The 26539-nt window shown below is 71.9% G+C and carries 23 protein-coding genes and 3 pseudogenes; 13 read left to right on the top strand and 13 right to left on the bottom strand.

Annotation, left to right across the window (positions count from 1 at the left end; genetic code table 11):
• Positions 1 to 112: 112 nt before the first annotated feature.
• From OG524_RS23365 to OG524_RS23355, 3 genes are read right to left on the bottom strand one after another with little or no spacing between them, the layout of a single operon-like run.
• Positions 113 to 523, bottom strand: a complete 411-nt coding sequence (locus OG524_RS23365) for a RidA family protein (protein ID WP_405388892.1) — start codon at positions 521 to 523, stop codon at positions 113 to 115.
• Positions 524 to 529: 6 nt separating this feature from the next.
• Positions 530 to 1288 carry an IclR family transcriptional regulator gene (locus OG524_RS23360; protein ID WP_405388893.1) on the bottom strand — a complete coding sequence of 253 codons (759 nt, stop codon included), beginning with the start codon at positions 1286 to 1288 and terminating at the stop codon, positions 530 to 532.
• Positions 1285 to 2352, bottom strand: a complete 1068-nt coding sequence (locus tag OG524_RS23355) for a sugar kinase (protein ID WP_405388895.1) — start codon at positions 2350 to 2352, stop codon at positions 1285 to 1287. Before OG524_RS23355 ends, OG524_RS23360 begins: the two co-directional genes overlap by 4 nt.
• An 84-nt stretch (positions 2353 to 2436) precedes the next feature.
• On the opposite strand from OG524_RS23355, the gene OG524_RS23350 reads away from it, so the two are divergent.
• Together OG524_RS23350 and OG524_RS23345 are read left to right on the top strand one after the other, a co-directional pair.
• Positions 2437 to 3786 (top strand): alanine racemase, encoded by a 1350-nt coding sequence (locus tag OG524_RS23350; RefSeq protein ID WP_405811615.1) that lies wholly within the window; start codon positions 2437 to 2439, stop codon positions 3784 to 3786.
• 241 nt (positions 3787 to 4027) lie between these two features.
• Entirely contained in the window at positions 4028 to 5653 is a 1626-nt protein-coding gene (locus tag OG524_RS23345; RefSeq protein WP_405388897.1) for an amidohydrolase family protein, read from the top strand.
• Between the two features lie 21 nt (positions 5654 to 5674).
• Here the strand turns inward: OG524_RS23345 and OG524_RS23340 are convergent, their stop codons facing one another.
• The gene (locus OG524_RS23340; RefSeq protein WP_405388898.1) at positions 5675 to 6514 is read right to left on the bottom strand and encodes a serine protease; all 840 of its coding nucleotides are present in this window, start codon (positions 6512 to 6514) and stop codon (positions 5675 to 5677) included.
• A gap of 299 nt (positions 6515 to 6813) precedes the next feature.
• On the opposite strand from OG524_RS23340, the pseudogene OG524_RS23335 reads away from it, so the two are divergent.
• Positions 6814 to 7063: pseudogene (locus tag OG524_RS23335) on the top strand (MarR family winged helix-turn-helix transcriptional regulator); the annotation flags it as partial.
• 56 nt (positions 7064 to 7119) lie between these two features.
• On the opposite strand, the gene OG524_RS23330 reads toward OG524_RS23335, so the two are convergent.
• A complete protein-coding gene (locus OG524_RS23330; RefSeq protein WP_405393119.1) occupies positions 7120 to 7473 on the bottom strand; it encodes a winged helix-turn-helix transcriptional regulator in 354 nt (117 codons plus the stop codon).
• Positions 7474 to 7569: 96 nt separating this feature from the next.
• Here OG524_RS23330 and OG524_RS23325 point away from each other — a divergent pair, with 96 nt between their 5' ends.
• The gene (locus tag OG524_RS23325) at positions 7570 to 8469 is read left to right on the top strand and encodes an NAD(P)-dependent oxidoreductase (protein ID WP_405811614.1); all 900 of its coding nucleotides are present in this window, start codon (positions 7570 to 7572) and stop codon (positions 8467 to 8469) included.
• A 42-nt stretch (positions 8470 to 8511) separates the two neighbouring features.
• On the opposite strand, the gene OG524_RS23320 is transcribed toward OG524_RS23325, so the two are convergent.
• On the bottom strand, positions 8512 to 8841 hold the full coding sequence (locus OG524_RS23320) for a hypothetical protein (RefSeq protein ID WP_405388900.1): 330 nt from the start codon (positions 8839 to 8841) through the stop codon (positions 8512 to 8514).
• A gap of 77 nt (positions 8842 to 8918) precedes the next feature.
• On the opposite strand from OG524_RS23320, the gene OG524_RS23315 reads away from it, so the two are divergent.
• The 4 genes from OG524_RS23315 (at position 8919) to OG524_RS23300 (ending at position 12273) form a co-directional block, all read left to right on the top strand.
• Entirely contained in the window at positions 8919 to 9731 is an 813-nt protein-coding gene (locus tag OG524_RS23315) for an arylamine N-acetyltransferase (RefSeq protein ID WP_405811613.1), read from the top strand.
• 243 nt (positions 9732 to 9974) lie between these two features.
• Positions 9975 to 11186, top strand: a complete 1212-nt coding sequence (locus tag OG524_RS23310) for a pyridoxal phosphate-dependent aminotransferase (RefSeq protein ID WP_405388902.1) — start codon at positions 9975 to 9977, stop codon at positions 11184 to 11186.
• Between the two features lie 92 nt (positions 11187 to 11278).
• A complete protein-coding gene (locus OG524_RS23305; RefSeq protein ID WP_405388903.1) occupies positions 11279 to 11674 on the top strand; it encodes a hypothetical protein in 396 nt (131 codons plus the stop codon).
• A gap of 38 nt (positions 11675 to 11712) precedes the next feature.
• Positions 11713 to 12273 carry a hypothetical protein gene (locus OG524_RS23300; RefSeq protein WP_405811612.1) on the top strand — a complete coding sequence of 187 codons (561 nt, stop codon included), beginning with the start codon at positions 11713 to 11715 and terminating at the stop codon, positions 12271 to 12273.
• Positions 12274 to 12440: 167 nt separating this feature from the next.
• On the opposite strand, the gene OG524_RS23295 is transcribed toward OG524_RS23300, so the two are convergent.
• Complete coding sequence (locus tag OG524_RS23295; RefSeq protein ID WP_405388906.1) at positions 12441 to 14282, bottom strand: phosphoenolpyruvate carboxykinase (GTP); 1842 nt, start codon at positions 14280 to 14282, stop codon at positions 12441 to 12443.
• Between the two features lie 210 nt (positions 14283 to 14492).
• Between OG524_RS23295 and OG524_RS23290 the strand changes: the two genes are divergently transcribed.
• Complete coding sequence (locus tag OG524_RS23290) at positions 14493 to 15176, top strand: hemolysin III family protein (RefSeq protein WP_405388907.1); 684 nt, start codon at positions 14493 to 14495, stop codon at positions 15174 to 15176.
• An 84-nt stretch (positions 15177 to 15260) separates the two neighbouring features.
• On the opposite strand, the gene OG524_RS23285 is transcribed toward OG524_RS23290, so the two are convergent.
• Positions 15261 to 17318 (bottom strand): thioredoxin domain-containing protein, encoded by a 2058-nt coding sequence (locus OG524_RS23285; protein ID WP_405811611.1) that lies wholly within the window; start codon positions 17316 to 17318, stop codon positions 15261 to 15263.
• Positions 17319 to 17323: 5 nt separating this feature from the next.
• On the opposite strand from OG524_RS23285, the pseudogene OG524_RS23280 reads away from it, so the two are divergent.
• Positions 17324 to 17425 (top strand): annotated as a pseudogene (locus tag OG524_RS23280) (Uma2 family endonuclease); the annotation flags it as partial.
• 152 nt (positions 17426 to 17577) lie between these two features.
• Positions 17578 to 20804, top strand: a pseudogene (locus tag OG524_RS23275) (tetratricopeptide repeat protein).
• 38 nt (positions 20805 to 20842) lie between these two features.
• Here the strand turns inward: OG524_RS23275 and OG524_RS23270 are convergent.
• Both OG524_RS23270 and mca read right to left on the bottom strand, forming a co-directional pair.
• Positions 20843 to 21070, bottom strand: coding sequence for a hypothetical protein (locus tag OG524_RS23270; RefSeq protein ID WP_405388910.1), 228 nt, complete (start codon positions 21068 to 21070; stop codon positions 20843 to 20845).
• Position 21071: 1 nt separating this feature from the next.
• Complete coding sequence (mca, locus tag OG524_RS23265; protein WP_405388911.1) at positions 21072 to 21953, bottom strand: mycothiol conjugate amidase Mca; 882 nt, start codon at positions 21951 to 21953, stop codon at positions 21072 to 21074.
• Between the two features lie 97 nt (positions 21954 to 22050).
• On the opposite strand from mca, the gene OG524_RS23260 reads away from it, so the two are divergent.
• Complete coding sequence (locus tag OG524_RS23260; protein ID WP_405388912.1) at positions 22051 to 22452, top strand: DUF4307 domain-containing protein; 402 nt, start codon at positions 22051 to 22053, stop codon at positions 22450 to 22452.
• Positions 22453 to 22665: 213 nt separating this feature from the next.
• Positions 22666 to 23163, top strand: coding sequence for a transcription elongation factor GreA (gene greA, locus OG524_RS23255; RefSeq protein ID WP_405388913.1), 498 nt, complete (start codon positions 22666 to 22668; stop codon positions 23161 to 23163).
• A 95-nt stretch (positions 23164 to 23258) separates the two neighbouring features.
• Here the strand turns inward: greA and OG524_RS23250 are convergent, their stop codons facing one another.
• The 3 genes from OG524_RS23250 to ilvA form a co-directional block, all read right to left on the bottom strand.
• Positions 23259 to 24116: an ABC transporter permease gene (locus OG524_RS23250; RefSeq protein WP_405811610.1), complete on the bottom strand. Its 858-nt coding sequence runs from the start codon at positions 24114 to 24116 to the stop codon at positions 23259 to 23261.
• Positions 24113 to 25120: an ATP-binding cassette domain-containing protein gene (locus tag OG524_RS23245; protein ID WP_405388915.1), complete on the bottom strand. Its 1008-nt coding sequence runs from the start codon at positions 25118 to 25120 to the stop codon at positions 24113 to 24115. The genes OG524_RS23250 and OG524_RS23245 overlap by 4 nt, the downstream gene beginning before the upstream one ends.
• Before the next feature lie 137 nt (positions 25121 to 25257).
• Positions 25258 to 26487, bottom strand: a complete 1230-nt coding sequence (ilvA, locus tag OG524_RS23240) for a threonine ammonia-lyase (protein ID WP_405811609.1) — start codon at positions 26485 to 26487, stop codon at positions 25258 to 25260.
• Positions 26488 to 26539: the final 52 nt, after the last annotated feature.

The raw sequence follows: 26539 nt of genomic DNA, 5'->3' as shown, positions 1-26539 counted from the left end.
TCCGGGGGGTGGCAGGGTCCTTCGGGGCAGGGCGGAGCGCGGCACGGCGCTCCCGTGCGACGGGGACGGGGCGCCGGGCCGTGATGCGGGGTGGGGCGGTGGGGGAAGCGGGTCAGCCGAGGACCGCGAGGGCGTCGATCTCGATGAGCAGTCCCGCGGGGAGGCCGACGTAGACCGTCGTACGGGCGGAGGCGGGCGCCTTCAGCCCCTGCTCCTCGAAGTACGCGTTGTAGATCGCGTTCATCTCGGCGAAGTGGTCGACGTCGGTGAGGTAGACGCGCATCATCATCACGTCGTCCCAGCTCGCGCCGCCCTCCTCCAGGATCGCCTTGACGTTGGCGAAGGTCTGCAGGGTCTGCTCGCGCAGCGTCGGGCCGGCCGGGGTCGGGGCCTGGCCCTCCACGGCGGGCAGGAAGCCGACCTGTCCGGCGACCTGGAGGATGTTCCCCTTCTTGACCCCGTGCGAGAACCTGGCGGGCGGGGTGGTGTGGGTGCTGGGGGTGAGAGCGGTCTTCTCGGTCATGACGGTTCAGGCCTTCTTGACGGGGGTGGTGCCGGAGTACTCCCGGCTGATGGTGTCGGCGGTGCGGCGCACCAGGGGGAGCAGGGTGAGGAGTTCCTCGGCCGTGACGACCACGTTCGGCGCGGACACCGACATGGCGGCGACGACCCGGCCGTCGGCGCCCCGGACGGGCGCGCCGACGCAGTTGATGGACTCCTCGTGGCCGCCGAGGTCGGTGGCCCAGCCCTGTTCGCGTACGACGGCGAGTTCCCTGAGGAACGCGCCGGCGTTCGGGATCGAACGGGACGTGTACATGGGGTAGTCGAGCCGCTCGGCGATCGCGCGCCGTTCCGGCTCGGTGAGGTCGGCCAGGAGCAGTTTGGCGACGGCGGCGACGGTGATCGCGACGGGTTTCCCGATCCGCGAGTACATCCGCACCGGGTAGCGGCTCTCGACCTTGTCGATGTAGAGGACCTCGTTCTCCTCGTACACCGCGAGGTGGACGGTGTGCCCGCACTGTTCGTTGAGCTCGACGAGGTGGGAGTGGGCGATCTCACGGACGTCGAGGTTCTCGACCGCTTCCTGCGCGAGCGCGAAGAGCCGGGCGCCGAGGCGGTAGCGCTGGTCCTGCTGGCGGTGGACGAGTCCGTGCTCGTGGAGCGTGCGGAGCAGGCGCAGTGCCGTGGACTTGTGGACGCCGAGCCGCTCGGCGACCTGGCCGAGGTCGGCGGGGCCCTGGGCGAGCAGCGGCAGGATGCTGAGCGCGCGGTCGACGGTCTGGCTCATGTGACTCGTACCTCCTCGTTCGCCCCATCGGCTGCTGTCCAGCCGGGGCCGAGACGAAGTGTGCCCCAGGCCGCGTCGTCCAGGGCCGCGAGGCGGTCGGTGTGCGCGCGGGCCGGGGGGTCGGTGAGGTCGCCGGGGACGGTGAGGACGGCGGCGGCCATCAGGTGGCCGTGCCGGGCCCGGTCGCGCACGGGGAGGTCGCGCAGGGTGGCGGAGAGGAATCCGGCGGCGAAGGCGTCCCCTGCACCGACGGCGGCGACGACGTCTACGTGGAGGGCGGGGACGGTGGTGACGGTGTCGGTGATGCCGCCGGTGACGCGTTCGCCGCGTGAGAACACCGTCGCGCCCTCGCTGCCGCGCTTCACGACCAGCACCGCCGGCTCCGGCAGCGCCTCACGGACCGCCGCTGTCCCGCGCACGCCCCAGGCCTCCTCCGCCTCGTCCTCGCCGACGAAGACGAGGTCGCAGCGGCGGGCGAGGGCGAGCAGGACCTCGCCCGCGTCGCCGTTCCGCCACAGGCCGGGGCGGTGGTTGACGTCGAAGGAGATCAGCGGGCGGCCGTCGCGAGGGGCGGTGAGGTCGTGGAGGAGCGCCAGGCAGTCGGCGGAGAGTGCGGCGGTGATGCCGGAGAGGTGGAGGACGCGCGTGGAGAGGAGGTCCTCGTACGGGACGTTGTCCGGGGACATCGCGGAGGCGGCGGATCCCGCCCGGTAGTACGCCACCTCGTGGGTGTCGGTGGCCCGGTCCGCCGCCGTGCGGAAGTAGATGCCGGTGGGACGGTCCGGGTCGCGGCGCACGGCGGAGGTGTCGACCCCGTAGCCGGCGATCGTGTCGACGAGGTGGTCGCCGAAGCCGTCGGCTCCGACCCGGCCGACCCATTTCGCCCGGTGCCCGCCTGCGGCCAGCGCGCAGGCGACGTTGGACTCGGCGCCGCCGATCCCGCGGCCGAAGGTGGGTACGTCGGCGAGGCGGCCCGGCTGCGAGGGCAGGAACGTCACCATGGACTCACCGAGGCAGACGACGTCCGCGTCCGCGGTGGCTGTCCTGGCTGCGGGTCCGGGCACTCTGGGCTCCTCGTGTCGGGCGCCGGTGCTCACCATTGACCCGGCGTCGGCTCGGATGTTAGACAGCCTCAAGCGATGTGCGCAATGACCGTTGCAGACAATGCAACACTCCGTGTTCCCGAGGAGGATCCCTTGGCCGCCCAGCAGTCCGTCGAACAGTCCGTGACGGCCCTCGCCGGTGAAGTGGTCGACCACCGCTTCAAGGCGCTGCCGCCCGACGCGGAGGGGCTGACCGTCGGCGCCCTGGCGGCCGAGCGCCGCAACCTCTTCACGGGCGGCTTCACCACTCCCGTGCTGGCCCTGTCCGCCGAATCCGTCGAGGCGAACCTGGCCCTGCTGGAGACGTACGCGGAGCGGCACGGCCTGGCCTTCGCGCCGCACGGCAAGACGTCGATGTCCCCGCAGCTCTTCGCCCGCCAGCTGGAACACGGCGCGTGGGGCATCACCGCGGCCGTCCCCCACCAGGCGCGGGTCTACCGGGCGTACGGCATCCGGCGGATCTTCCTGGCCAACGAGGTCGTCGACGGGGTCGCGCTGCGCTGGCTGGCGGGTGAGCTGGACGCCGACCCGGACTTCACGTTCGTCTGCTACGTCGACTCCGTGCGCGGCGTCGAGCTGATGGACGAGGCGCTGCGCGCGGCGGGCGCCTCCCGCCCCGTCGACGTCGTGGTGGAGCTGGGCGCGGGCGAGGGCGCGCGCACCGGCGCCCGCACGGAGGCGGACTGCGTGGCGGTCGCCGACGCGGTGGCCGCCGCGCCCACCCTGCGCCTGGTGGGCGTCGCCGGCTACGAGGGCGAGGTGCCGGACGCCTCCCCCGAGCGCGTACGGGAGTGGCTGCGCCGCCTCGTCGCGCTGGCCGCCGGATTCGACGCGTCCGGCCGCCTCACCGCGCTGGCCGGCGGCGAGGAGATCCTGATCAGCGCGGGCGGCAGCGCGTGGTTCGACGCGGTGGCCGACGTGTTCGCGGAGATTCCCGAACTCTCCCGTCCCGTCTGCAAGTTGCTGCGCTCCGGGGCGTACGTCTCGCACGACGACGGCCACTACCTGCGCATCACCCCGTTCAACCGGGTCCCGGAGGAGGGCGCCCTGCGGCCCGCCTTCCGGCTCTGGGCGCAGGTCGTCTCGCGCCCCTCCGGCGACCAGGCGTTCCTCAACGCGGGCAAGCGGGACGCGGCCTACGACCTCGACCTCCCGCAGGCGCAGGTCGTACGGTCCGGGCGCGACGGCTCCGAGCGGGCCGCCACCGGCATCACGGTCACGGGTCTGTCCGACCAGCACACCTGGGTGCGTACGGAGGCGGGCGCCGAGCTGGAGGTGGGTGACTGGGTCGGGATGGGCCTCTCGCACCCCTGCACGTCGTTCGACAAGTGGCAGCTGATTCCGCTGGTGCGGGCGGACGGCACGGTCACGGACTACATCCGCACGTTCTTCTGATCCCTGCGGGGTGCTTCCCCCCACCCCGCCCCTTCCCGTAACCGGGGCTCCGCCCCGGACCCCCACGCCCCCGGACCCCGCTCCTCAATCGCCGGACGGGCTTGATCGTGCCGCCAGGCAGGTGTGATGTGCCGGACGCGGCGGAATTCAAGCCCCTCCGGCGATGGAGGAGCGGGGTCCGGGCGGAGCCCCGGGCAAGGGCGGGGCGGGGAAGAAACACCCCTGAAAGGCGAGCCACACCATGGACCTGGTCATCCGCAACGCGACCGTCATCGACGGCACCGGCACCCCTGCCTACCGAGCCGACGTGGGCATCGACGACGGCCGGATCGCCGAGATACGCGGCGAGGGCGACGGCCCCCGCCCCACCGCCCCCCGCACCCTGGACGCCGACGGCCTCGCGCTCTCCCCCGGCTTCGTCGACATGCACGCCCACAGCGACCTGGCCCTGCTCCGCGACCCCGACCACAGCGCGAAGGCCGCCCAGGGCGTCACCCTGGAGGTCCTCGGCCAGGACGGCCTGTCGTACGCGCCCGCCGACGACCGCACCCTCGCCGAGGTCCGCCGCTCCATCGCCGGCTGGAACGGCGACGGCGGCGACATCGACTTCGACTGGCGCACCGTCGGCGGCTACCTGGACCGCCTCGACCGCAACTTCGACGGCCAGGGCATCGCCGTCAACGCCGCCTACCTCGTCCCGCAGGGCACCGTCCGGATGCTGGCCGTCGGCTGGGAGGACCGCCCCGCCACCGCCGCCGAGCTGACCCGGATGAGGGAACTCGTCGCGCAGGGCATGGCCGAGGGCGCGGTGGGCATGTCCTCGGGCCTGACGTACACCCCGGGGATGTACGCGAACGACGCCGAACTCACCGAGCTGTGCCGGGTGGTGGCGGAACACGACGGCTACTACTGCCCGCACCACCGCTCGTACGGCGCGGGGGCGCTCGCCGCGTACGAGGAGATGGTGCAGCTCACCCGCAACGCCGGCTGCGCCCTCCATCTGGCCCACGCCACCATGAACTTCGGCGTGAACAAGGGGAAGGCACCGGACCTCCTCTCGCTCCTGGACGACGCCCTCGCGGCCGGCGCCGACATCTCACTCGACACCTATCCGTACACCCCGGGCTGCACGACCCTCGTCGCGATGCTGCCGAGCTGGGCGAGCGAGGGCGGGCCCGAGTCGGTCACGACCCGGCTCGCGGACGGGGCGACGGCGGAGCGGATCCGCCACCACCTGGAGGTCCTGGGATCCGACGGCTGCCACGGCGTCCCGATCGAGTGGGACACCATCGAGATCTCGGGGGTCGGCTCACCGGACCTGGCCGCGTACGTCGGCCGTACGGTCGCCGAGTCCGCCCGGCTGCGCGGCGAGGCCCCCTGGGTGACCGCCCGTCGGCTGCTCGTCGAGGACCGGCTCGGGACGACGATCCTCCAGCACGTCGGCCACGAGGAGAACGTCCGGCAGATCATGCGTCACCGCGTGCACACCGGCGGCAGCGACGGCATCCTCCAGGGCGACAAGCCGCACCCGCGCGCGTACGGCACGTTTCCCCAGTACCTCGGCAGGTACGTACGGGAGCTGGGCATCCTCTCCCTGGAGGAGTGCGTCGCCCACCTCACGTCCCGTCCGGCCGCCCGCCTGCGCCTGCCGGACCGGGGCCTGGTCCGCGAGGGCTACCGTGCGGACCTGGTCCTCTTCGATCCGGCCACGGTGGCGGCCGGGTCGACGTTCGACGAGCCGCGCACCCTGCCGGTGGGCATCCCGCACGTCCTGATCGACGGCCGCTTCGTCATCGAGGACGGAAAGCGGACCTCCACCCTGGCGGGCCGGGCGGTGCGGGGCGCGGGCCGCCGGGCACGGGTCTGACCGGCCGCCCCGCCCCCACGGCTACGGCTTGGGCAGCGCGCAGCCGGCCCGGTTCAGGTCGATCTGGTTGCCCGCGCCGATGCACGGCACGATGCCGTAGGTCTGCTGGGCGTAGTTGATGCCCTCGCGGACGGTCACGGTGCCGTTCTCGTCCACCTCGCACGGGTTGTTGTCCGTGCACTGCTGCCCGTCCTCGTTCCCGGTGTTGTTGACGGCGACGACCTTGCCCGTCGCGTCATTGATCACCGGGGATCCGGACGTGCCGCCGATCGTCTGGCAGGCCGAGGTGTAGCGGACCGAGTCCTTCCAGGTCCAGGCCCCCTCCTTGAGGCGGTACGCGAACCCGTCGACGGCGCAGCTGTAGGTGCGCTTCCAGTACCCGGACGCGACCGTGACGGCGGTGCCCTGTGTCGGGCGCGCGGCGTCGAGCTCCAGGGCCTTGATGCCGTAGGAGCTCTCGATCTGGGCGTAGGTGCGGGTGAGCTGGTAGAGCGAGACGTCGGTGTCCGTCATCGTCCCGTACGCGATCTTGCTGGCCCGCAGGGTGCCGACACCGCTGCCCGCCGCGTTCAGCAGGGTGAAGCTGCGGGTCGAGGACCGGTTGAGCAGGACCTCGCCCGGGTCGGGGAAGCCGGTCTCCAGGCAGTGGCCGTTGGACAGGACGAGGGCCGGGTCGCCGGGCAGCGACGAGGGCGCCCGGACGACCGAGCCGGAACAGTTGCTGAGTGCGACCGTGCCGGCGAAGGTGACCGCCTTGGCTCGGACTCCGGTCGCGTCCGGGCTCGTGGCCGCGGCAGCGGGTGCGACGCCCGCCCCGAGGAACAGGACGGAAAGAAGTGCGCCGACGAGAGGCTTGTTCATGTGGGGGTCCCCTCCAGATGCGTCTGTCACCGGAGTTCCTCCGGTTTTGACATGCGCATGCTTGCGCACGGAAGGGATCTCCAACAAGGGGCGGAATCAAGCCGCCGGACGGATCGGCACACGAGCCACACCGGACGGATCGGTCCACGGGCCGCGCCGGCCGGATCAGCGCACGGACCGCGCGGCCCGTGCGGCCGTACGGGCCCTCCTCGCCCGCGCGGCCGCACGAACCCCCCTCGCCCTCCCCGTCACGGGCCGGCCGAGGAACACCCCCGCCGGCACCTGGGCCGGCCCGCAGAGCTGTGACGAAGCGGAACGACCGGCTGGAACGCGACGGTCTCGTCACCCGCCGCCGCCCGGCGGCGGACGGCCGGGGACGCGTCGTCGCGCTCACCCCGGCGGGGCTGGATCTGATCGGCCAGGCGTTCACCGCGCACATGCGCAACGAACGCGGGCTGCTGGCCGCCCCGTCCCCCGGAGGAGGCCGCGCAGCTCGAAACGCTGCTCACGGCCTGGCCGGCCCGCCTGGAACCGCCGCAGGCCCCCTGACCGCGACGGCCGGCACGCCGGCCACACCTGCATCGGCACCGGCGCACGGACGGTCCTCAGCCGGACGCCGCCTCCGCGGCCGTGTCCCGCAGGACGTTCTCCCGTCCCCACGCCCCCAGGGGCTCCAGCGCGTCGTTGAGCGCCACGCCCCGCGGCGTCAGTGAGTACTCCACGCGGGGTGGCACCTCGGCATGCTCCTCACGGTGCACGATGCCGTCCCCCTCCAGCTCGCGCAGATGCGACGCGAGCACCTTCTCGGTCACCCCGGGCACCTGCCTGCGCAACTCGCCGAAGCGGAGCGTCCGCTCGTTCAGCGCCCAGAGGATCAGCACCTTCCATTTCCCGCCGATCACGTCCATCGCCGCGTCGATCCCGCAGATGTACGAACCCGGCCGCCGAACGGTCCCCATGGCCTGTGCCTCCCAGCTGGTCACTCACCCCAGCGTAACCACCCACTTCCAAGTGGGTACTTGATCGCCCCGCGGCCCGCGACGACGCTCGTGACCATGTCCGACAACGCCGCGCGGGAAGACTCCGCGCACAAGGAACCCGTCACCCTCCTCGGGCTCGGTGCCATGGGCACCGCGCTCGCCGACGCCTGGCTCACCGCCGGGCACCCGCTCACCGTGTGGAACCGGAATCCCCGGCGCGCCGAGCCGTTCGCCGCCCGCGGCGCGACCGTGGCCGCCACGGCCGGCGAGGCGGTGGCCGCTGGCCGGCTCGTCGTGCTCTGCCTGCTCGACGACGACTCCGTGGACGAGGCCCTGGCCGAGGCCGACCTGACGGGCAGAGACCTGGTCAACCTGACCACCGGCACCCCCCTCCGGGCGCGGGACCGCGCCGCCCGGGCACAGGCGCGGGGCGCCCGGTTCCTGGACGGCGGGATCATGGCGGTGCCGCCGATGATCGGCATACCGGAATCCGGCGGGTACGTGTTCTACAGCGGTTCGGCCGCCGCATTCGAGGACCACCGGCACACCCTGGCCGTGCCCGCGGGCACCCGCTACGTCGGGGAGGACCCCGGCTTCGCCGCCCTGCACGACGTGGCGCTGCTCAGCGCGATGTACGGAGCGTTCTCCGGCATCACCCACGCCTTCGCACTCATCCGCCGCGAGGACATCGACCCCGAGGGATTCGCGCCGCTCCTCGTCGACTGGCTCACCGCCATGGTCCCGGCCGCGCACACGACCGCCGAACGGCTGAACAGCGGCGACCACGCGTCAGGGGTGGTCTCCAGCCTGGCCATGCAGGTCGCGGGCAGCGCCACGCTGGTGCGGACGGCCGAGGAACAGGGCGTCAGCACCGCACTGCTGACTCCGTACCTGCACCTGATGGAGCGGCTGCTCCGGGAAGGGGGACACGGCGAGGAGGACACCGCACGCGTGATCGACCTGCTCGTCGGCTGAGCCCCGCGCGGCCAGGCCGGCGCCGCGCCGGGCGGCGACGCCCTACGCCGCCGCGGCCTCCCGTGCGTACGTCGCCGCCTGGAGGAGGGACAGGCCCGGCTCCGCCTGGCGGAGCGCCTTGATCGCGGCCACGGAGTCGACCGGCCCCTCGTGCCCGGCCGCCGCGAGCCGCTGCCGCACCCATCGGGCGCGCAGCTCCGCGTCCGTGACCGAGCCGGCCCCGGCGACGAGCGAGAGGGCCCGTTCCAGGCCGGGGCGCTCGGTGGCGGGCGCCGCGTCGAGCGCCCCGCGCAGCAGCTCGGTGATCTCCCGCGCGTCACGCAGCACGAGCACGGCCATGTCCCGCTTCATCCGCTTCTCGAATCCGATCATGCGGGAAGCCTGCCCCCGACCCCCTTGGCCCGCACAGGATTTGAGGAACATCTGAGCGGTCTGCGTAGTGTCGGGGCATGACACTCGACCTCGACGCCTACTTCGCCCGCATCGGCTGGTCCGGGGAGCGCCGTCCCACCGTGGAGGTGCTGCGGTCCGTGCACCGCGCCCACATGCTGGGCATCCCGTTCGAGAATCTGGAACCCGTCCTCGACAGCGCCCCCTCCCTCGCACTCCCCGACCTGGAGGCCAAGCTCGTCCTCGGCGGGCGCGGCGGCTACTGCTACGAGCACAACACCCTCCTCGCGGCGGTCCTGACCCGGCTCGGCTTCAGGGTCACCCTGCTGGCCGCGCGGGTGGTGCTGGGAGCCGCGCCCGGCGACATCAGGCCGCGTACGCACATGCTGCTGAAGGTGGAGGCACAGGACGACCCGGGGTCGTTCCTGGCCGACGTCGGTTTCGGTTCGAGCGGTGCGCTCCTGGAGCCGATCCCGCTGGTCGTGGACACCGAACTGCTCGACACCCCGCGCCGTCACCGTCTGGTGCACGCCCCGCACGACGGACCGCTGGAGATGTGGGAGCTGCAGACGGAGAAGGGCGGCGCCTGGGAGCCGCAGTACGAGTTCACGCTGGAGCCGTTCGAGGCCCCCGACTACGACGTCATCAACTGGCACATCGCGACGAACCCGCGCTCGCCCTTCCGGCAGGCGGTGTACGCCCAGCGCACCCTGCCGGGCCTGCACCGGGCCCTGTCCGGCCGCACCCTCGTGGAGACGGCCGACGACGGCACGGTCACGGAGCGGGAGCTGAGCGGCCCGGCCGAGGTGCTGCGCGTGCTGGCCGACGACTTCGGCGTACGGCTCCCGGACGGGACCGTACTGCCCGGATGAGCCCCGGTGCCGGGGACCCCGGACCCGCCGGCCCGGTGCCGGGCCGCGTGGCGCATCTCACCCGGTCCGGTGGGCCACGCCCGCATTCCAAGCCGGGCCGCCGTCCCGACCGCCCGTTCCCACGGTGGGCGGCCGGGGCCGCATGGCGATGGAAGCCCGGACGGGCCGGTGTACGGACCCGTAGGGAGCAAGCGGCGCGGAAACGGGGCGCACCGCGCGAAACACGGCCGTAAGCTCGCAGCCATGCAGGTCATCCAGTCCACCAAGCTCTCCGGCGTCTGTTACGAAATCCGCGGCCCCGTGCTGGAGGAGGCCGTGCGGCTGGAAGCCGCGGGTCATCGCATCCTCAAACTCAACACGGGCAACCCGGCCGCCTTCGGCTTCGAGTGCCCGCCCGAGATCCTCGAGGACATCCTGCGCAACCTCTCGGGGGCGCACGGCTACGGCGACGCGAAGGGCCTGCTGTCCGCGCGCCGGGCGGTGATGCAGCACTACCAGACCAAGGGCATCGACCTCGGTGTCGAGGACGTCTACCTGGGCAACGGCGTCTCCGAGCTGATCCAGATGTCGATGCAGGCGCTGCTCGACGACGGCGACGAGGTGCTCGTACCCGCGCCGGACTATCCGCTGTGGACGGCCTCGGTCTCGCTGGCCGGCGGTACGGCCGTGCACTACCGGTGCGACGAGCAGGCCGACTGGATGCCCGACCTCGCCGACATCGAGCGGAAGATCACCGACCGCACCAAGGCGATGGTGATCATCAACCCGAACAACCCGACGGGCGCCGTCTACGACGACGAGATGCTGCGCGGGCTGACGGAGATCGCCCGGCGCCACAACCTGGTCGTCTGCTCCGACGAGATCTACGACCGGATCCTGTACGACGGGGCGACCCACACGCCCACCGCGGCGATCGCCCCCGACCTGATGGTGCTCACCTTCAACGGCCTCTCCAAGAACTACCGGATCGCCGGCTACCGCTCCGGGTGGATGGCGGTCTGCGGCCCGAAGGCGCACGCCACCTCGTACATCGAGGGTCTGACGATCCTGGCGAACATGCGGCTGTGCGCGAACATGCCCGCGCAGCACGCGGTGGCCACCGCGCTCGGTGGCCGGCAGTCGATCAACGAACTGGTGCTGCCGGGCGGGCGGATCCTGGAACAGCGGGACATCGCGTACGACCTGCTGACGCAGATCCCCGGCGTGACCTGCGTGAAGCCGAAGGGGGCGCTGTACCTCTTCCCGAGGCTCGACCCCAAGGTCTTCAAGATCAAGGACGACCGGCAGATGGTGCTCGACCTGCTGCGCGCCGAGAAGATCATGGTCGTGCAGGGCACGGGCTTCAACTGGCCGGAACCCGATCACTTCCGGGTGGTCACCCTGCCGCCGGCCAAGGACCTGACCGACGCCGTGACCCGTATCGGGAAGTTCCTGGACGGTTACAGCCAGCCGTGACGCCGCACCCGCCGGAAATCCTTCCGGACTCCTGACAACTTTAGACTGAATCCAGGTTAGGATGGCTGTACTGCAACGCCAGGAGGCCATCCATGTACGAGCCGATCCGCACCAAATCGGTCCACACACCGGCCGACGACGCCGGCTTCCCGCACCGCACCCGTGAGGAGGAGCTGGACATCCAGCTCGCCGGACACCTCTCCGCACTCCTCGCGGTCACCGACGAGCTGGGCCTCGGCACCACCGGCGACCGCATCGCGGCGCAGGTGGCCCGCCTGCGCGGCGCACCGCCCGCCCGGCACGCCGGACTGACCGACGCGCCCGCGGCCGCGCTCCACCGCCGCGCCCACGCCCTCGCGGGCCGGGTCCTGGTGGTGGCCGCGTCCCGCGCCGACACGGCCGTCGCGATCCTCGCCGCAGAGGCCATGGACGCACACACCGCCGCGCTCGCACCGCGCACCGCGACCGCGCTGGCCGGCGCCCACTGACGGCCCCGGTCCGCGGGCCGCGAAGGCGCGCGGACCGGGTGCCACGACCCCGAGGGGCCGCTCCCGTTGCGTACGCGCTCACCTTCACGGGGCTCGCGGGCGCGTACTGGCCGGTCGTGATCGCCGGGCTGTACGGCGCGGGGGCGCTGATCGCCCCGCCCACGCGCCCGCCGGCCCCGGAGTTCCCGGACGCGTCGTCCCGGCTGGAGACGCTGCGGGCGGACTTCGTGACCCTGCGGGAGTACCCGGCGGAGGTGGACCTGCCGCCGGGGGCGGCAGGCCGGCTCGTCGAGCTGACCGACCTGCTGGACGGGCTGCTGGCCCCCGGCTGGGTCTCGGAGGCACTGGCCACCGATCCGGAGGGGGTCCACGCCCTGGCGCGATTCGTCCACCAGGACATCCCGGAGTCGGTCGACACCTTCGTACGCACCCGGTGGTGGACCCGCGTCGCCCCGGGCAGCGAGCCGCCCGAGCGGCATCTGAAACGCCAGCTGGACCTCCTGCACCGGGAGGCGGAGGGGCCGGCCACCGGGCTGTGCGAGGCGGAGACCCGGCGCCGGCGGACCCACACCCGGTACCTGGAGGACCGGGGCCTGTGACCGCGGCCCGCGGGAGCGGACGAGGGAGAAGAGTCGGCCCCCGGAGCCTTGAGGGGGCTCCGGGGGCCAGGGGCGCGTGTTCGTGCACGTTCCCCACCGCGGCGGGCCGCTGACCCCACAGGTCAGGGCGGATGTCGGGAGGCCCGGCCGCGGGGATCGGGAGGGGATCAGCCCAGGCGCCGGACCAGCGCGCGGTACTCGTCCCACAGCTCCTTCGGCGTGTGGTCGCCGAAGGTGTTGAGGTGCTCGGGGATCAGGGCGGCCTCCTCGCGCCAGATCTCGTTGTCGACCTTGAGCAGGAAGTCCAGGTCGGACTCGGAGAGTTCGAGGCCCTCGGTGTCCAGGGCGCCCTTGGCGGGCAGGATCCCGATGGGCGTCTCGACGCCCTCGGCCTTGCCCTCCAGGCGCTCGACGATCCACTTGAGGACGCGGCTGTTCTCACCGAAGCCGGGCCAGACGAACTTGCCCGCGTCGTTCTTGCGGAACCAGTTGACGTAGTAGATCTTCGGGAGCTTCGACTGGTCCGCCTTGTCGGCGCCCACCTTCACCCAGTGGTTCATGTAGTCGCCCATGTTGTAGCCGCAGAACGGCAGCATGGCGAACGGGTCGCGGCGCAGCTCGCCGACCTTGCCCTCGGCGGCGGCGGTCTTCTCGGAGGCCACGTTGGCACCCAGGAAGACGCCGTGCTGCCAGGTGAAGGACTCGGTGACCAGCGGTACGGCGGAGGCGCGGCGGCCACCGAAGAGGATCGCCGAGATCGGCACGCCCTTCGGGTCCTCCCACTCCGGCGCGATGATCGGGCACTGGCCGGCCGGAACGGTGAAGCGGGCGTTGGGGTGGGCCGCGGGCGTACCGGACTCGGGGGTCCAGTCGTTGCCCTTCCAGTCCGTGAGGTGCGCGGGAAGCTCCTCGGTCATGCCCTCCCACCACACGTCGCCGTCGTCGGTGAGCGCGACGTTGGTGAAGACGGAGTTGCCCCACATGGTCTTCATGGCGTTGGCGTTGGTGTGCTCGCCGGTACCGGGCGCGACGCCGAAGAAGCCGGCCTCGGGGTTGATCGCGTACAGCTGGCCGTCCTCACCGAACCGCATCCAGGCGATGTCGTCGCCGATGGTCTCGACGGTCCAGCCGGGGATCGTGGGCTCCAGCATGGCGAGGTTCGTCTTGCCGCAGGCGCTCGGGAAGGCCGCCGCGACGTACCTGCTCTCCCCGCGCGGCGGGGTGAGCTTGAGGATCAGCATGTGCTCGGCGAGCCAGCCCTCGTCACGGGCCATGACGGAGGCGATGCGCAGGGCGTAGCACTTCTTGCCGAGCAGGGCGTTGCCGCCGTAGCCGGAGCCGTAGGACCAGATCTCGCGGTCCTCGGGGAAGTGCGAGATGTACTTGGTGGAGTTGCACGGCCACGGGACGTCCTGCTCGCCTTCGGCGAGGGGGGCACCCAGGGTGTGGACGGCCTTGACGAAGAAGCCGTCGGTGCCGAGCTCGTCGAGGACGGCCTGGCCCATGCGCGTCATGGTGCGCATGGAGACGGCGACGTACGCGGAGTCGGTGATCTCGACACCGATCGCGGAGAGCGGCGAGCCGAGGGGGCCCATGCAGAACGGGACGACGTACATCGTGCGGCCGCGCATGGAGCCGCGGAAGACGCCGTTCTCACCGGTGGAGCTGTCCCCCGTGAAGATGGCCCGCATCTCGGCGGGTGCCTTCCAGTGGTTCGTCGGGCCCGCGTCCTCCTCCTTCTCGGAGCAGATGAAGGTGCGGTCCTCGACGCGGGCGACGTCGCTCGGGTCGGACGCCGCGTAGAACGAGTTCGGGCGCTTGACCGGGTCGAGCCTGGTGAAGGTGCCCTTCGCGACGAGCTCCTCGCACAGGCGCTCGTACTCGGCTTCCGAGCCGTCGCACCAGACCACACGGTCCGGCTCGGTGAGGGCTGCGATCTCGTCCACCCAGGAGACGAGCTCCTGGTGGTTGGTGGGAACAGTGAGGGGAGCCGCGATGTCGCGCGCCACGATCGCTCCTTGTCGAGGGTGTCTGTTTACAGGTGCCCCGTGGGGGCTGCGACCCGGATGCTGACCCCTTCGTCTTCCCCTGGCGCTCATCCGGTGCCGACCGCACTCATTTGATCATCCGACGATCGCGCCCATATGTCCAGAGGGCCGCACACGTGAGCATCGCCACTCGGGGCGGTTACCTACGGAAGCGTAGGTAACATGGCGTTCATGACTGTTGCCGCCGCGTCCGGACCTGTCGAACTCGACGACCCTGTCCCCGTGAAACCACGGATGCGCGGCTGGCTGCACGCCGGGATGTTCCCCGCGGTGCTGATCGCCGGGATCGTCCTCGTCGCCCTGACGGACAGCACCCGGGCCCGGGTCGCCTGCACCGTCTACATCCTCAGCGCCTGCCTGCTCTTCGGCGTGAGCGCGGTCTACCACCGCGGGACCTGGGGCCCGGTCGGCGAAGCCGTGCTGCGCAGGCTCGACCACGCCAACATCTTCCTGATCATCGCGGGCACCTACACCCCCCTGACCATGCTCCTGCTGCCCGAGTCCACCGGGCAGCCGCTCATGTGGGCGGTCTGGGGTGCGGCGGCGGCCGGCATCGCCTTCCGGGTGTTCTGGGTCGGCGCGCCCCGCTGGCTCTACACCCCGTGCTACATCGCCATGGGCTGGGCCGCGGTGTTCTTCCTGCCGGACTTCATGCGCACCGGGGGTATCGCGGTGCTCGTCCTCGTCGTCGTCGGCGGGCTGCTCTACAGCGCGGGCGGCGTCATCTACGGCATCAAGCGGCCGAACCCGTCACCGCGCTGGTTCGGCTTCCACGAGGTGTTCCACTCGCTGACCCTCGCGGCGTTCATCGTGCACTACGTCGGCATCTCGCTGGTGGCCTACCAGCACAGCTGAGCGGCCCGGCACAGCTGAACCCCGGACGGCCGGGCCCGCACGGGCCCGGCCGTCCCGCGCGTCCAGGCCGTCCCTCCGGGCCCGTCAGCCGCCCAGCTTCCCGGCGAGCTCCCCCGCGTCCGTCGTCGGCGCGTCGCACACGAAGTGCCGGCAGACGTACGCGGTCGGCGCCCCGCCCACCTCCGGCCGGTCCACCAGCAGCGGGAACTCCGACCCGGCGTCCGGGCCCGCACCCGCGGCGACCACCGCGCCGGGCGCCCGTCCCAGCAGCGCCGTCCGGTGCAGCTCCCCGCCGACCGGTCCGGCCACCGCAACCTCGCGCGGCCCGTCCAGCAGCGCCTCGGCGACCGCGAGCCCCCATCCGATGAACCGGGGAGCCTTCGGGCCGAGCGCCTGCACCACCCCGAGCGCCCCCTCGGCCGCCGTGCGGTGCGCTTCCGAGCCGGTGTGCGCGGCGTACGAGAGCAGGGCACCCGCGGCGGCGGTCCAGCCGGCCGGGGTGGCGCTGTCCGTGGGGTCCTGCGGGCGGCGGATCAGCTGTTCCGCGTCGTCGGCGGTGTCGAACAGCTGCCCGTTCTCGCCGGTGAACCGTTCCAGCACGATGTCGAGCAGGAAGCCGGCGAACTCCAGCCAGACGCCCTCGCCCGTCACCGAGGCCAGCGCCAGGAAACCTTCCGCGACATCGCCGTAGTCCTCCAGGACCCCGGCGTTGTCGCCCGCGCGGCCGTCCTTCGAGGTGCGGCAGAGGCGGGCGGCGTCGCCCATGTGGACCCGTACGAGCAGGTCGGCGGCCTCGGTGGCCCGCTCGACCAGGTCCGGCCGGCCGAAGTACGCACCGGTCTCGGCGAGTGCGGCGACGGCCAGCCCGTTCCAGGCGGCGACGATCTTGTCGTCGCGCTCCGGCCGCACCCGCGGCTCGCGCGCCGCCAGCAGCCGGGCCCGCACATCGGCGACCCGCGCCGCGTCCACCGGGCCCGTGCCCGGGAGCCGCAGGACGGAGGAGCCCTCCTCGAAGGTGCCTTCCTCCGTCACCCCGAAGTGCTCGGCGGCGAACGCGGCGTCCTCCTCGCCCAGCACCTCGCGCAGCTGCGCGGGCGTCCAGACGTAGTACGCGCCCTCGACGTGCCTGCCGTCCGCGTCCTCGCTGTCGGCGTCCAGCGCGGAGGCGAAACCGCCCTCCGCGGTCCGCAGCTCGCGCACCATGAAGTCGGCCGTCTCCAGCGCCACCCGCCGGGCCAGGTCCGAGCCCGTGGCCCGCCACAGGTGGGCGTAGACGCGGCACAGCAGCGCGTTGTCGTAGAGCATCTTCTCGAAGTGCGGGACGATCCACTCCCGGTCCACCGAGTAGCGTGCGAACCCGCCGCCCAGCTGGTCGTATATCCCGCCGCGCGCCATCGCCGCGCAGGTGTCGGCGGCCATCTGCAGGGCGCCCTCGGCCCCCGTACGGGCATGGTGGCGCAGCAGGAACTCGATGACCATGGACGGCGGGAACTTGGGCGCCCCGCCGAATCCGCCGTGCTTCTCGTCGTACTCCCGGGTCAGCCGCAGCAGCGCCTGCGCCAGCTCCTCACCACCGGGCACACCCTCCCCGTCGTGGGACAGGGAGCGGCCCGCGAGGTCCCGGACGATGCGCCCGGCCACCTCGGCGACCTCCTCGCGCCGGTCGGACCAGGCTGCCACGACACCTTCGAGGACCTGCCGGAAGGAGGGCATGCCGTGGCGGGACTCGGGCGGGAAGTACGTCCCGAAGTAGAAGGGTTCGGCGTCGGCGGTGAGGAAGACGGTCATCGGCCAGCCACCCTGGCCGGTCGCGGCCTGGACGGCCTCCATGTAGACGGCGTCGACGTCGGGCCGCTCCTCGCGGTCGACCTTCACCGGCACGAAGTGCGCGTTCAGGTAGCCCGCGACCTCCGCGTCCTCGAACGACTCGTGGGCCATCACATGGCACCAGTGGCAACTGGCGTACCCGACGCTGAGCAGCACCGGAACGCCGCGCCGTCGGGCCTCCTCGAACGCCTCGGGCGACCACGGCCACCAGTCGACGGGGTTGTCGGCATGCTGAAGCAGGTACGGCGAGGTCGTGCCACCCAAGCGATTCACAGCGATCACCCTACTCACGCCACACCCGGCAGCCCGGCACATCAGGCCTCGACCCCGCCACAAAGGCTTACAGGGACGGCGAGATGTTCACCGGCGTGATCGAGGCCGCCGCACCCTTTTCCGTCACCGTGGATCTGGGAACCGTCTGATCCGCCTGCCGCGGCACGCCACCACGGGGCGCACACGGCATCGTTCCCCCGCCGGTCGATCGCCTCGCTCTCTCGCGCTGGAGCTCCGTACGCAGGACACTGGGTGGTCATGACAGCCGATCCGGCCGAAGTCGCGGAAACCTGGGGGACGCATGCGGGACAGCCATCGCGCGGAGGCCGAACGGCTGTTGGTACGGGCCGTGGAGGAGGAAGCGCGGCGCACGGGCGGGCGGACGGACTCCGGCGCGCTGATGGCGCGTGCGCGGGGCGCGCTGGACTCCATGGCGGCGGGCGCGGCCGAGGAGTACGCCGCGTACACGCAGGCGCTCGACACGGCGCAGGCCGGGCAGAAGCCGCTGTCCGAGCGGTTCAGCCGGGCCTCGCTGGGAACGCCGCTGCTGGTGACGGGAGTTGCGTCCGCCGCCGCCTTCGGTGCGGACCTCGCGCTCGGTACGGCGACCGGTCTGGCCCTCGGAGCGGGCGCCGTCGTCGCCGTCGCGGGGGCGACGACGACGGTCGCCCGGGCGACCGTGTCGCACTGGCCCGCCGCCCATCGCAGGGCGGGCGCGCTCAGTCAGCCCGGCGGCGCCGAACAGCTGCGACTGCAGTGGCTGACGGCGCTGGAGGTACGGGGCATCCGCCCGTTCCTCGACCAGCAGCGCATGCTGACCGCCTCCACGCGCGCACCGAAGAAGCGCACCGCCTCCGTGGTGGCGCAGCTGCGCGGCGGGGACCGCAGCGCAGCTGCCCGCACCCGCTCACTCCTCGAACATTCCTTCGGTCATCTGCCCGCTCCCGACGGCCCGTTCGCGGGGCGCCGGAGTGAACTGGCGCAGATCGCCCAGTGGGTGCACGCCGCCCGCGCCGCCACGGAGACGAAGCCCACCGTCGTCGTGCTGCACGGCGCGCCGGGCTCCGGGCGCACCGCGCTCGCCGTGCGGGCGGCACACGCGCTCAAGGACCAGTTCCGTGGTGCCTGTGTGGTCGATCTGCGCGGCGACGTGGCCGGGGAGGCGCCACTGCCGACCCGGGACGCCCTGCTGCACCTCCTGAACCGGCTGGGCGCACCGCGCGAACAGCTCCTCTTCCGCGAGAGGTCCTCCGCCGAGCAGCAGGTGCGACGCCTCGGCGAGCTCTACCACCAGCACCTCACGGGCACCCCCGTCACGATCGTCCTCGACGACGCCACCGACGCCGCCCAGGTCCGCACCCTCATCCCCGAACGCTCCGACAGCCTGGTCCTCGTCACGGCCCGCGAGCCGCTCGACCTGCCCGCCGGCATCCCGGCCCGGGTGCATCTGCTGCCGGTCGGCGGGCTGGACGCGGCGGGCGCCGAGGAGCTGCTGCGCGAGTCGGCGGAGGACGAGGGGGACGGGCCGTACGACTACCCGTCCACCGACACCGTCGTCGAGCTGTGCGGCGGGCTGCCGCTCGCCCTGCGCGTCGCGGGCTCCTCGCTCGGCGCGCGCACCCGTGGCGAGCTCGCGGCCGGCCTCGGCGCGTACGGCCCGGTCCCGCCCGTCGAGCGGGCCCTGTGGCTGCGGTACACCGACCAGTCCGGGCAGGCCCGGCGGCTGCTGCGCCGGCTCGCCCTGGCGGGTCGCGCCAGCCTGGGGGCCGCGGCTGCCGCGTCGCTGCTTTCCGCCGACGAGCAGGAGGCCGGGCAGCTGCTGGACACCCTGTCCCGGGCCGGGCTCCTCACCCGTGTGCGGGGCTCGCGCTACCGGCTGCACGACCTCGTACGGGCCTTCGCCCTGGCCCGTCTGCTCGACGAGGAGGAGGCGGCGGACCGTACGGCCGCGCAGGAACGCCTCATCCAGAACTACGCGGAGCTCGCCGACGCGGTGATCCGCATGGTGGACGGCAAGATGTCCACCCGCGCCGGGCAGTTCGGCTCGCACGGCTTCAGCTCGCTGGACGCCGCGCTGCGCTGGCTGGACGACGAGTCGAGCTTCATCACGTCGGCGCTGCGGCACGCGGAGGGCGTCGACCAGCGGGCCGTGCTCCATCTGCTGGGCGCCCTGTGCGACTACTGCCTGCTGCGCGGCGACCTCTACCGGCTCGGTGAGATCAGCGAGCTGACGCAGGCGGTCGACCAGGGGCTGCTGGAGCGGTCGGTCCAGTGGCGTACGGGCATCGCGGCCCGTCAGCTCGGCGAGCTCGACAAGGCCCGCACCACACTGTCCTCCGTCGTCGGCCTGTACCGCGAGGCGCAGAACGACGCGGGCGCCGCTCTCGCCCTCTGCTCGCTGGGCATCACCCTGCACCACCAGGGCAATCTCACGGAGGCCTCGGCGCGGCTGCGGGAGGCGCTCGACCTTCAGGCATCCCCGGAGCAGGCCGAGGACCGGGCCTGGTCCCTGCACGCCCTGGCCGCCGTGGAGCGTGACCGGGCCGATCCGGCCGAGGCCCTGGCGCTGCTCGACACCGCCCTCGCCCTGCACCGGGAGGGCGAGTCGCTGCACGGCGAGGCCTGGACGCACTTCCAGCTCGGCCAGGTCTGCCTGCGCCTCGGCGAGGTCGCCCGGGCCGAGGAGGCGCTGTCCACCGCCCTGGACCTGTACGGCCGCACCCGGGACGAGCGCGGGGAGGCCTGGGCCCTGACCCAGCTGGCCCGCGCCCGGCTGCTGGACAAGGACGTCGGCGGCACAGCCCCCGCGGTGGAGCGGCTGCGCGAGGCCCTGGCCCGGCACCGGGGCAACGAGGACGCCCGGGGCGAGGCGTGGACGCGCTACTACCTGGGGCAGGCGCTGGAGGAGGACGGCGACACCGACCAAGCCGTACGGGAGCTGGAGCGGGCCCGCACGATGTTCTCCCGGATGCGGGACGTGTACGGGCTGGCGTGCGCCCGGCACCACTCGGGGCGGGTCACCCGCGACCAGCGTGCGGCGCAGACGGGGAACCTCCGCAACTCCGGCTTCGCCCGGCAGCTCCTCGCCGACGCCCGCGCCGACTTCCGGCGGATCGGGGTGCCCCACGGGGAGGCCTGGACCTGCCTGGAGCTGGCCCTGGTCGACGGCGGCAACAACCGCACGGCGCAGGCCCTGGAGCTGTGCGACGAGGCGATCCGCCTGTTCGCCTCGTACGGGGACGCCCGGGGCGGGGACTGGGCCGCGTTCCTGCGGTGCACGCTGCTGCCGTACGCCTCACCGGGCGGCGCGAGGTCGGTACGGCGGTGGCCCAGCAGGAGCTCGCGGACCTGCTCCTGGCCGCCCACCCGCTGCGGGACGGCAAGCTGGAGGACTGCGCGGAGGCGTACCGGGTGGTCCTGAACCGCGGGGTGGACCTGGAGGACGGCTGGCAGGCCTGGCGCCTGGGCATGACCCCCTCCCGGCACGCCCGCGAGATCATGGGCGTGCCGGTGGGGACCCGGCCGTAGGCAGGCGCGGGCCCCGTGTCCCGGGGCGGGCGGGGGAGCTATTCCTTGCCCGCCCCGGCCGGCGCCTTCCGCTCCGCCGCGGGGTCCGGGGCCTCCTCGAAGTCGACCTTGCCCATGTGGCGGTTCATCGACTTCATCAGGAACCACACCCCCACGGCGAGCGCCGCGAAGACGAGGAAGCCGAGGACGCCGGGCGTCACCTTGTTCTCGTCGAGCTCCGCGGCGGCGAGCGGAACGAACTGCGTCAGTGCCTGGGTCGCGTACATATCAGGCATTGTCGCGGATGCCCGCGAAGAGGTCGCTCTCGGGGAGGGAGGTGTCGACCAGGGACTTGGCCAGCTCGTACTCCTCGGTCGGCCAGACCTCCCGCTGGACGTCCATCGGAACCCGGAACCAGCCGCCGTCCGGGTCGATCTGCGTGGCGTGCGCGATGAGCGCCTTGTCACGGATCTCGAAGAACTCGTCGCACGGGATGTGCGTGGTCAGCGTGCGTTCGGCGCGCTCGAACTCCTTCCAGCGCTCCAGCCACTCGCCGTACGGGGACTCCAGCCCGCGCGCGAGCAGCGCCTCGTGGAGCGCGACGGTGCGCGGCTTGTTGAAGCCCTGGTTGTAGTAGAGCTTCCGCGGCTGCCAGGCCGGCCCGAACCCGTCCTCGGGGAACCTCTCGGTGTCCGCCGCGCCGTCGAAGGCGATCATCGAGATGGTGTGCGTCTTGATGTGGTCGGGGTGCGGGTAGCCGCCGTTCTCGTCGTAGGTGGTGATCACCTGCGGCCGGAACGCGCGGATCTTCGCGACGAGGCGCCCCGCCGCCGTCTCGTCGTCCTCCAGTGCGAAGCAGCCCTCGGGCAGCGGCGGCAGCGGGTCCCCCTCGGGCAGACCCGAGTCGACGAAGCCGAGCCACTCCTGCTTGATGCCCAGGATCTCCCGGGCCTCGTCCATCTCCTTCTTGCGCACCTCGTGGATGTTCTCCTCGATGTACGCGTCACCCTGGAGTTTCGGGTTGAGGATGGATCCGCGTTCGCCCCCTGTGCAGGTGACGACCAGGACGTCCACCCCCTCGGACACGTACTTGGCCATGGTGGCCGCGCCCTTGCTCGACTCGTCGTCGGGGTGGGCGTGAACGGCCATCAGTCTCAGCTGCTCGGTCAAGACTCGGTCCTCAGTGATTGGTCGCGATGGTCGGCTTCTATAGTGACTGAACCCGGGGGTGGAAAATTCCGCCGTCCCCGGTATGGGAGGAACGATCATGGCAGCGGTACGCGAGGCCTTGCCCGAGGGGCGCTACGGCCGGTCCGAGGACGAGCGCGCGGACCGCAAGCTGAAGATCATCGGCGCGGTGCTGGGTGCGGCCCTCCTCGGCATCGTCGGCTGGTTCGGTTACGACTACGTCGTCGGCCAGGACGTGAGCGGCGAGCTCATCAAGTCCAGGATCGTCTCCGACGACCGGGCCGAGGTGCACCTGGAGGTGCGCAAGGAACGGGACGCCGACGGGTACTGCACGGTCCGCGCCCTGAGCGAGGACGGCGCCGAGGTGGCCCGCGGGGACTTCCGGTTCGACGAGGACGCCGCACGGGTCGACAAGGTCGTCTCCCTGCGCACGACGTCCCGGGCCACCGCCGTCGAGCTGATGGTCTGCACCGCCGGCTGACGGCGTACGCCCCGGCTCCCGCCCGCACCGTGGGGCGCGCGCCGTGCCTGCTGCGCACGCTCCGGCGCTGACCAGGCGATATACCGGTGTGACGGTTTACCTTCTCCCCCTTTTCGCGGGGAATTGTTAGGCTCGTGGTTTCGCCCACCCGTGGCAGCACATGCTTGGGGTAGGGCGATGCTTTGTATTCCCAGTACCGACGAGGAGCACCCTGTGACCCAGACCAGCGAAAACGTCACCTGGCTCACGCAGGAGGCGTACAACCAGCTCAAGGCTGAGCTGGCACGCCTCACTGGTCCCGCGCGCTCGGAGATCACCGTCAAGATCGCGGCCGCTCGCGAGGAGGGTGACCTCAAGGAGAACGGCGGGTACCACGCGGCCAAGGAGGAGCAGGGCAAGATGGAGCTCCGGGTGCGTCAGCTCACCCAGCTCCTGGAGCACGCGAAGGTCGGCGAGGCACCTGCCGACGACGGCGTGGTCGAGCCCGGCATGGTCGTGACGATCGCCTTCGACGGCGACCCGGACGACACCCTCACCTTCCTGCTCGCCTCCCGCGAATACGCGAGCGGTGACATCGAGACGTACTCCCCGCAGTCCCCGCTCGGCGTGGGCGTGAACGGCAAGCGGACGGGCGACGACGCCGAGTACGAGCTGCCGAACGGCAAGAAGGCGACGGTGAAGATCCTCACGGCCAAGCCCTACACGGGCTGACGCCGCCGGCCCCTGAGCCGTTGGGAAGTTACGGACGCAGTTTTGCCCGAATTGCAGGCATTTCGGCGCCCGTAACTTCCCACCGGACCCCAGCCTTAGGCCGTGGCTGAGCGGTAGCGGCGGACAGCCAGGGTGCGGAAGACGACGATGATCAGGACCGACCAGATCACCGAGGCGAGGATCGGGTGCCGCATCGGCCAGGCGTCCGGCGTGACGAAGCCCGGCGGCAGGTTGCCGAACAGCTCGCGGCAGGCCTGCACCGTGGCGCTGAACGGGTTCCACTCCGCGATGTGACGCAGCACGGTCGGCATCTGGTTGGCGTCCACGAAGGCGTTCGAGATGAACGTCAGCGGGAAGAGCCAGATCAGCCCGCCGGACGTGGCGGCCTCCGGTGTCCGTACGACGAGGCCGATCAGCGCGCCGATCCAGGAGAACGCGTACCCGAGCAGGAGCAGCAGCAGGAAGCCGAGCAGCACCTTGCCGAGGTTCTCGTGGGTCCGCCAGCCGATGATCAGTGCGACCCCGGCGAGGACGACGAGGGTGAGCGCGGTCTGCACGAGGTCGGCGAGGGTACGTCCGGTGAGGACGGCGCCCCGGGCCATCGGCAGCGACCTGAAGCGGTCGATCAGCCCCTTGTGCATGTCGTCCGCGATACCCGCCCCGGCACCCGCGGTGGCGAAGGTGACGGTCTGGGCGAAGATCCCGGCCATCAGGAACTCTTTGTAGTCTGCGGACGAGATGGTGCTGCCGACCTTGATGGAACCGCCGAAGACGTAGGTGAACAGCACCACGAACATGATCGGCTGGATCAGTCCGAAGATGACCATCTCCGGGATGCGGGCCATGCGGATCAGGTTGCGCCGGGCGACGACGAGGGAGTCGGCGACCGACTGGCCGATACCGCTGCGGTGGCTCCGCGGAAGCAGTTGCGCGGTGTCCGTGGTGACAGTCACTTCCCGTCCTCCTTCGGATTCTGTGCGGCGCGGGTCGATCCGCCCTCCCCGTTGGCCCTCTCCAGCTCGGCGGCATGGCCGGTGAGCGAGATGAAGACGTCGTCGAGGGTGGGGCGGCGCAGGCCGATGTCGTCGATCTCCACACCGTGGCCGTCGAGGTCGCGGATGACCTCGGCGAGCAGTTTGGCCCCGCCGGTGACCGGGACGGTCAGCTTGCGGGTGTGTTCGGCGAGGGAGATCTCGCCCTTGCCGTAGGTGGCGAGCACCGCGCGGGCGGGCTCGATCTGGTCCGGCTGGTGCACGACGACCTCGACGCGCTCCCCACCCGTGCGGGCCTTGAGCTGGTCGGAGGTGCCCCGTGCGATGACCTTGCCGTGGTCGATCACGCAGATGTCATGGGCGAGGTGGTCGGCCTCCTCCAGGTACTGCGTGGTCAGCAGGAGCGTCGTACCGCCCGCGACGAGCTCCTGGATGACCTCCCACAGCTGCTGCCGGTTGCGCGGGTCGAGTCCCGTGGTGGGCTCGTCCATGAACATGACCGGCGGTGAGACGACGAGCGCCGCCGCCAGGTCGAGGCGGCGGCGCATGCCCCCGGAGTACGTCTTCGCGGTGCGGTCCGCCGCGTCGGAGAGGTTGAACCTCTCCAGCAGCTGCACCGCCCGTTTCTTCGCGTCGCGCGCGCTCATCTGGTAGAGCTGACCGACCATCTGCAGGTTCTCGCGGCCGGTCAGATACTCGTCGACCGCCGCGAACTGGCCGGAGAGCCCGATCGAGCGGCGTACCTCGTTGGGATGCTTCAGTACGTCGATGCCCGCCACGACAGCCCGTCCGCTGTCCGGCTGGAGCAGGGTGGTCAGCACACGTACGGCGGTCGTCTTGCCTGCACCGTTGGGCCCCAGCAGGCCCAGAACGGTGCCCTCGGGTACGTCGAGATCGACGCCGTCCAGTGCTCGTACCTCACCGAAGGTCTTCACCAGGCCTTCGGCGTAAATGGCGCCTGGCATACGGGATTCCCCCAGTTGCTTTCGGGTGACTTCCTGAGCCGATCCTAGATTTCCCGGCACTCCCCCGCCGGGAGGACAGGACCGCCCGGCGCTGCACGCTATGGCGACATGTCATGGCCCACAACCGGATTTGCGCGTCAGCCCATGACCAGGTATCCCGCGTCCCGCAGTGCGCCGGCGACCTCCTCGCAGTGCTCCGGGCCCTTGGTCTCCAGGTGCAGTTCCACCTCGGCCTCGGTGAGCCCCAGTCGCGGATCGGTCCGTACGTGAATGACGTCGAGGACGTTCGCGTCGGCCGCGGACAGTGTGGCCAGGAGAGCGGCCAGCGCCCCGGGACGGTCGGTGAGCCGCAGTCGCAGGCTGAGGTAGCGGCCGGCCGCGGCCATGCCGTGCGTGAGGATGCGCTGCATCAGCAGGGGGTCGACGTTGCCGCCCGACAGCACGGCGACGACCGGCCCGCGGAACGCCTTCGGGTCGCTGAGCAGTGCCGCGACCGGGCTCGCCCCGGCCGGCTCGACGACCAGCTTCGCCCGTTCCAGGCAGAGCAGCAGCGCACTGGAGAGCTCGTCCTCGGTGACCGTGCGGACCTCGTCGACCAGCTCCTGGACCAGCCGGAACGGGATGTCGCCGGGGCGGCCCACCTTGATGCCGTCGGCCATGGTCTGCACCGAGTCGAGGGCCACGGGATGTCCGGCGGCCAGTGACGGCGGGTAGCCGGCCGCGCCCGCCGCCTGGACGCCGACGATCCTGACGTCGGGGCGCAGGGCCTTCACCGCGACGGCGATCCCGGCGGCGAGTCCGCCGCCTCCGATGCCGACGACGATCGTGCGGACCTCCGGGCACTGTTCGAGGATCTCCAGGCCCACGGTGCCCTGGCCGGCGATGACGTCGGGGTGGTCGAAGGGGTGGATGAAGACGGCCCCGGTCTCCTCGGCGTACTTCTGGGCGGCGGCGAGCGTCTCGTCCACGACATGGCCGTGCATCCGGACCTCGGCCCCGTACTCACGGGTCGCGGCCACCTTCGGCAGGGGGGCGCCGACCGGCATGAAGACCGTAGAACGTACGCCGAGCAGCGAGGAGGCGAGTGCGACACCCTGCGCATGGTTTCCGGCACTCGCGGCCACCACGCCCGCCGCCCGTTCGACGGGGCTGAGACCGGCGATCCGTACGTACGCCCCGCGCAGTTTGAACGAGCCGGTGCGATGGAGGTTCTCGCACTTGAAGTGGACGGGGGCGCCGACGAGGGCGGTCAGATGACGGCTGCCCTCCATCCCCGTCGTCCTGGCCACCCCGGACAGCATCTTCTGCGCCCCCCGGATGTCGTCGAGGATCAGCGGCGGAAAAGGGCCAGGCGTACGGAAGGTCATGACAGCAAGTCTTGCAGCTCGGAGCGCCACGGGCCGTCGCATCTCATGGTGG

This window comes from Streptomyces sp. NBC_01520, assembly GCF_045040375.1.
Lineage (GTDB): Bacteria > Actinomycetota > Actinomycetes > Streptomycetales > Streptomycetaceae > Streptomyces.
The sequence above is the reverse complement of the archived record's forward strand: the minus strand, read 5'-3'. Positions and strand labels throughout refer to the sequence as shown.

What these genes read in the sequence shown, in the direction of transcription:
- OG524_RS23245 (WP_405388915.1), bottom strand. Translation starts at nt 25,120, where the DNA reads ATGCCAGGCGCCATTTACGCCGAAGGCCTGGTGAAGACCTTCGGTGAG.
- OG524_RS23305 (WP_405388903.1), top strand. Translation starts at nt 11,279, where the DNA reads ATGTACGAGCCGATCCGCACCAAATCGGTCCACACACCGGCCGACGAC.
- ilvA (WP_405811609.1), bottom strand. Translation starts at nt 26,487, where the DNA reads ATGACCTTCCGTACGCCTGGCCCTTTTCCGCCGCTGATCCTCGACGAC.
- OG524_RS23330 (WP_405393119.1), bottom strand. Translation starts at nt 7,473, where the DNA reads ATGGGGACCGTTCGGCGGCCGGGTTCGTACATCTGCGGGATCGACGCG.
- OG524_RS23285 (WP_405811611.1), bottom strand. Translation starts at nt 17,318, where the DNA reads ATGTGCCGGGCTGCCGGGTGTGGCGTGAGTAGGGTGATCGCTGTGAAT.
- OG524_RS23315 (WP_405811613.1), top strand. Translation starts at nt 8,919, where the DNA reads ATGACACTCGACCTCGACGCCTACTTCGCCCGCATCGGCTGGTCCGGG.
- OG524_RS23340 (WP_405388898.1), bottom strand. Translation starts at nt 6,514, where the DNA reads ATGAACAAGCCTCTCGTCGGCGCACTTCTTTCCGTCCTGTTCCTCGGG.
- OG524_RS23260 (WP_405388912.1), top strand. Translation starts at nt 22,051, where the DNA reads ATGGCAGCGGTACGCGAGGCCTTGCCCGAGGGGCGCTACGGCCGGTCC.
- OG524_RS23350 (WP_405811615.1), top strand. Translation starts at nt 2,437, where the DNA reads ATGACCGTTGCAGACAATGCAACACTCCGTGTTCCCGAGGAGGATCCC.
- OG524_RS23310 (WP_405388902.1), top strand. Translation starts at nt 9,975, where the DNA reads ATGCAGGTCATCCAGTCCACCAAGCTCTCCGGCGTCTGTTACGAAATC.
- OG524_RS23365 (WP_405388892.1), bottom strand. Translation starts at nt 523, where the DNA reads ATGACCGAGAAGACCGCTCTCACCCCCAGCACCCACACCACCCCGCCC.
- OG524_RS23320 (WP_405388900.1), bottom strand. Translation starts at nt 8,841, where the DNA reads ATGATCGGATTCGAGAAGCGGATGAAGCGGGACATGGCCGTGCTCGTG.
- OG524_RS23270 (WP_405388910.1), bottom strand. Translation starts at nt 21,070, where the DNA reads ATGTACGCGACCCAGGCACTGACGCAGTTCGTTCCGCTCGCCGCCGCG.
- OG524_RS23360 (WP_405388893.1), bottom strand. Translation starts at nt 1,288, where the DNA reads ATGAGCCAGACCGTCGACCGCGCGCTCAGCATCCTGCCGCTGCTCGCC.
- OG524_RS23345 (WP_405388897.1), top strand. Translation starts at nt 4,028, where the DNA reads ATGGACCTGGTCATCCGCAACGCGACCGTCATCGACGGCACCGGCACC.
- OG524_RS23325 (WP_405811614.1), top strand. Translation starts at nt 7,570, where the DNA reads ATGTCCGACAACGCCGCGCGGGAAGACTCCGCGCACAAGGAACCCGTC.
- OG524_RS23290 (WP_405388907.1), top strand. Translation starts at nt 14,493, where the DNA reads ATGACTGTTGCCGCCGCGTCCGGACCTGTCGAACTCGACGACCCTGTC.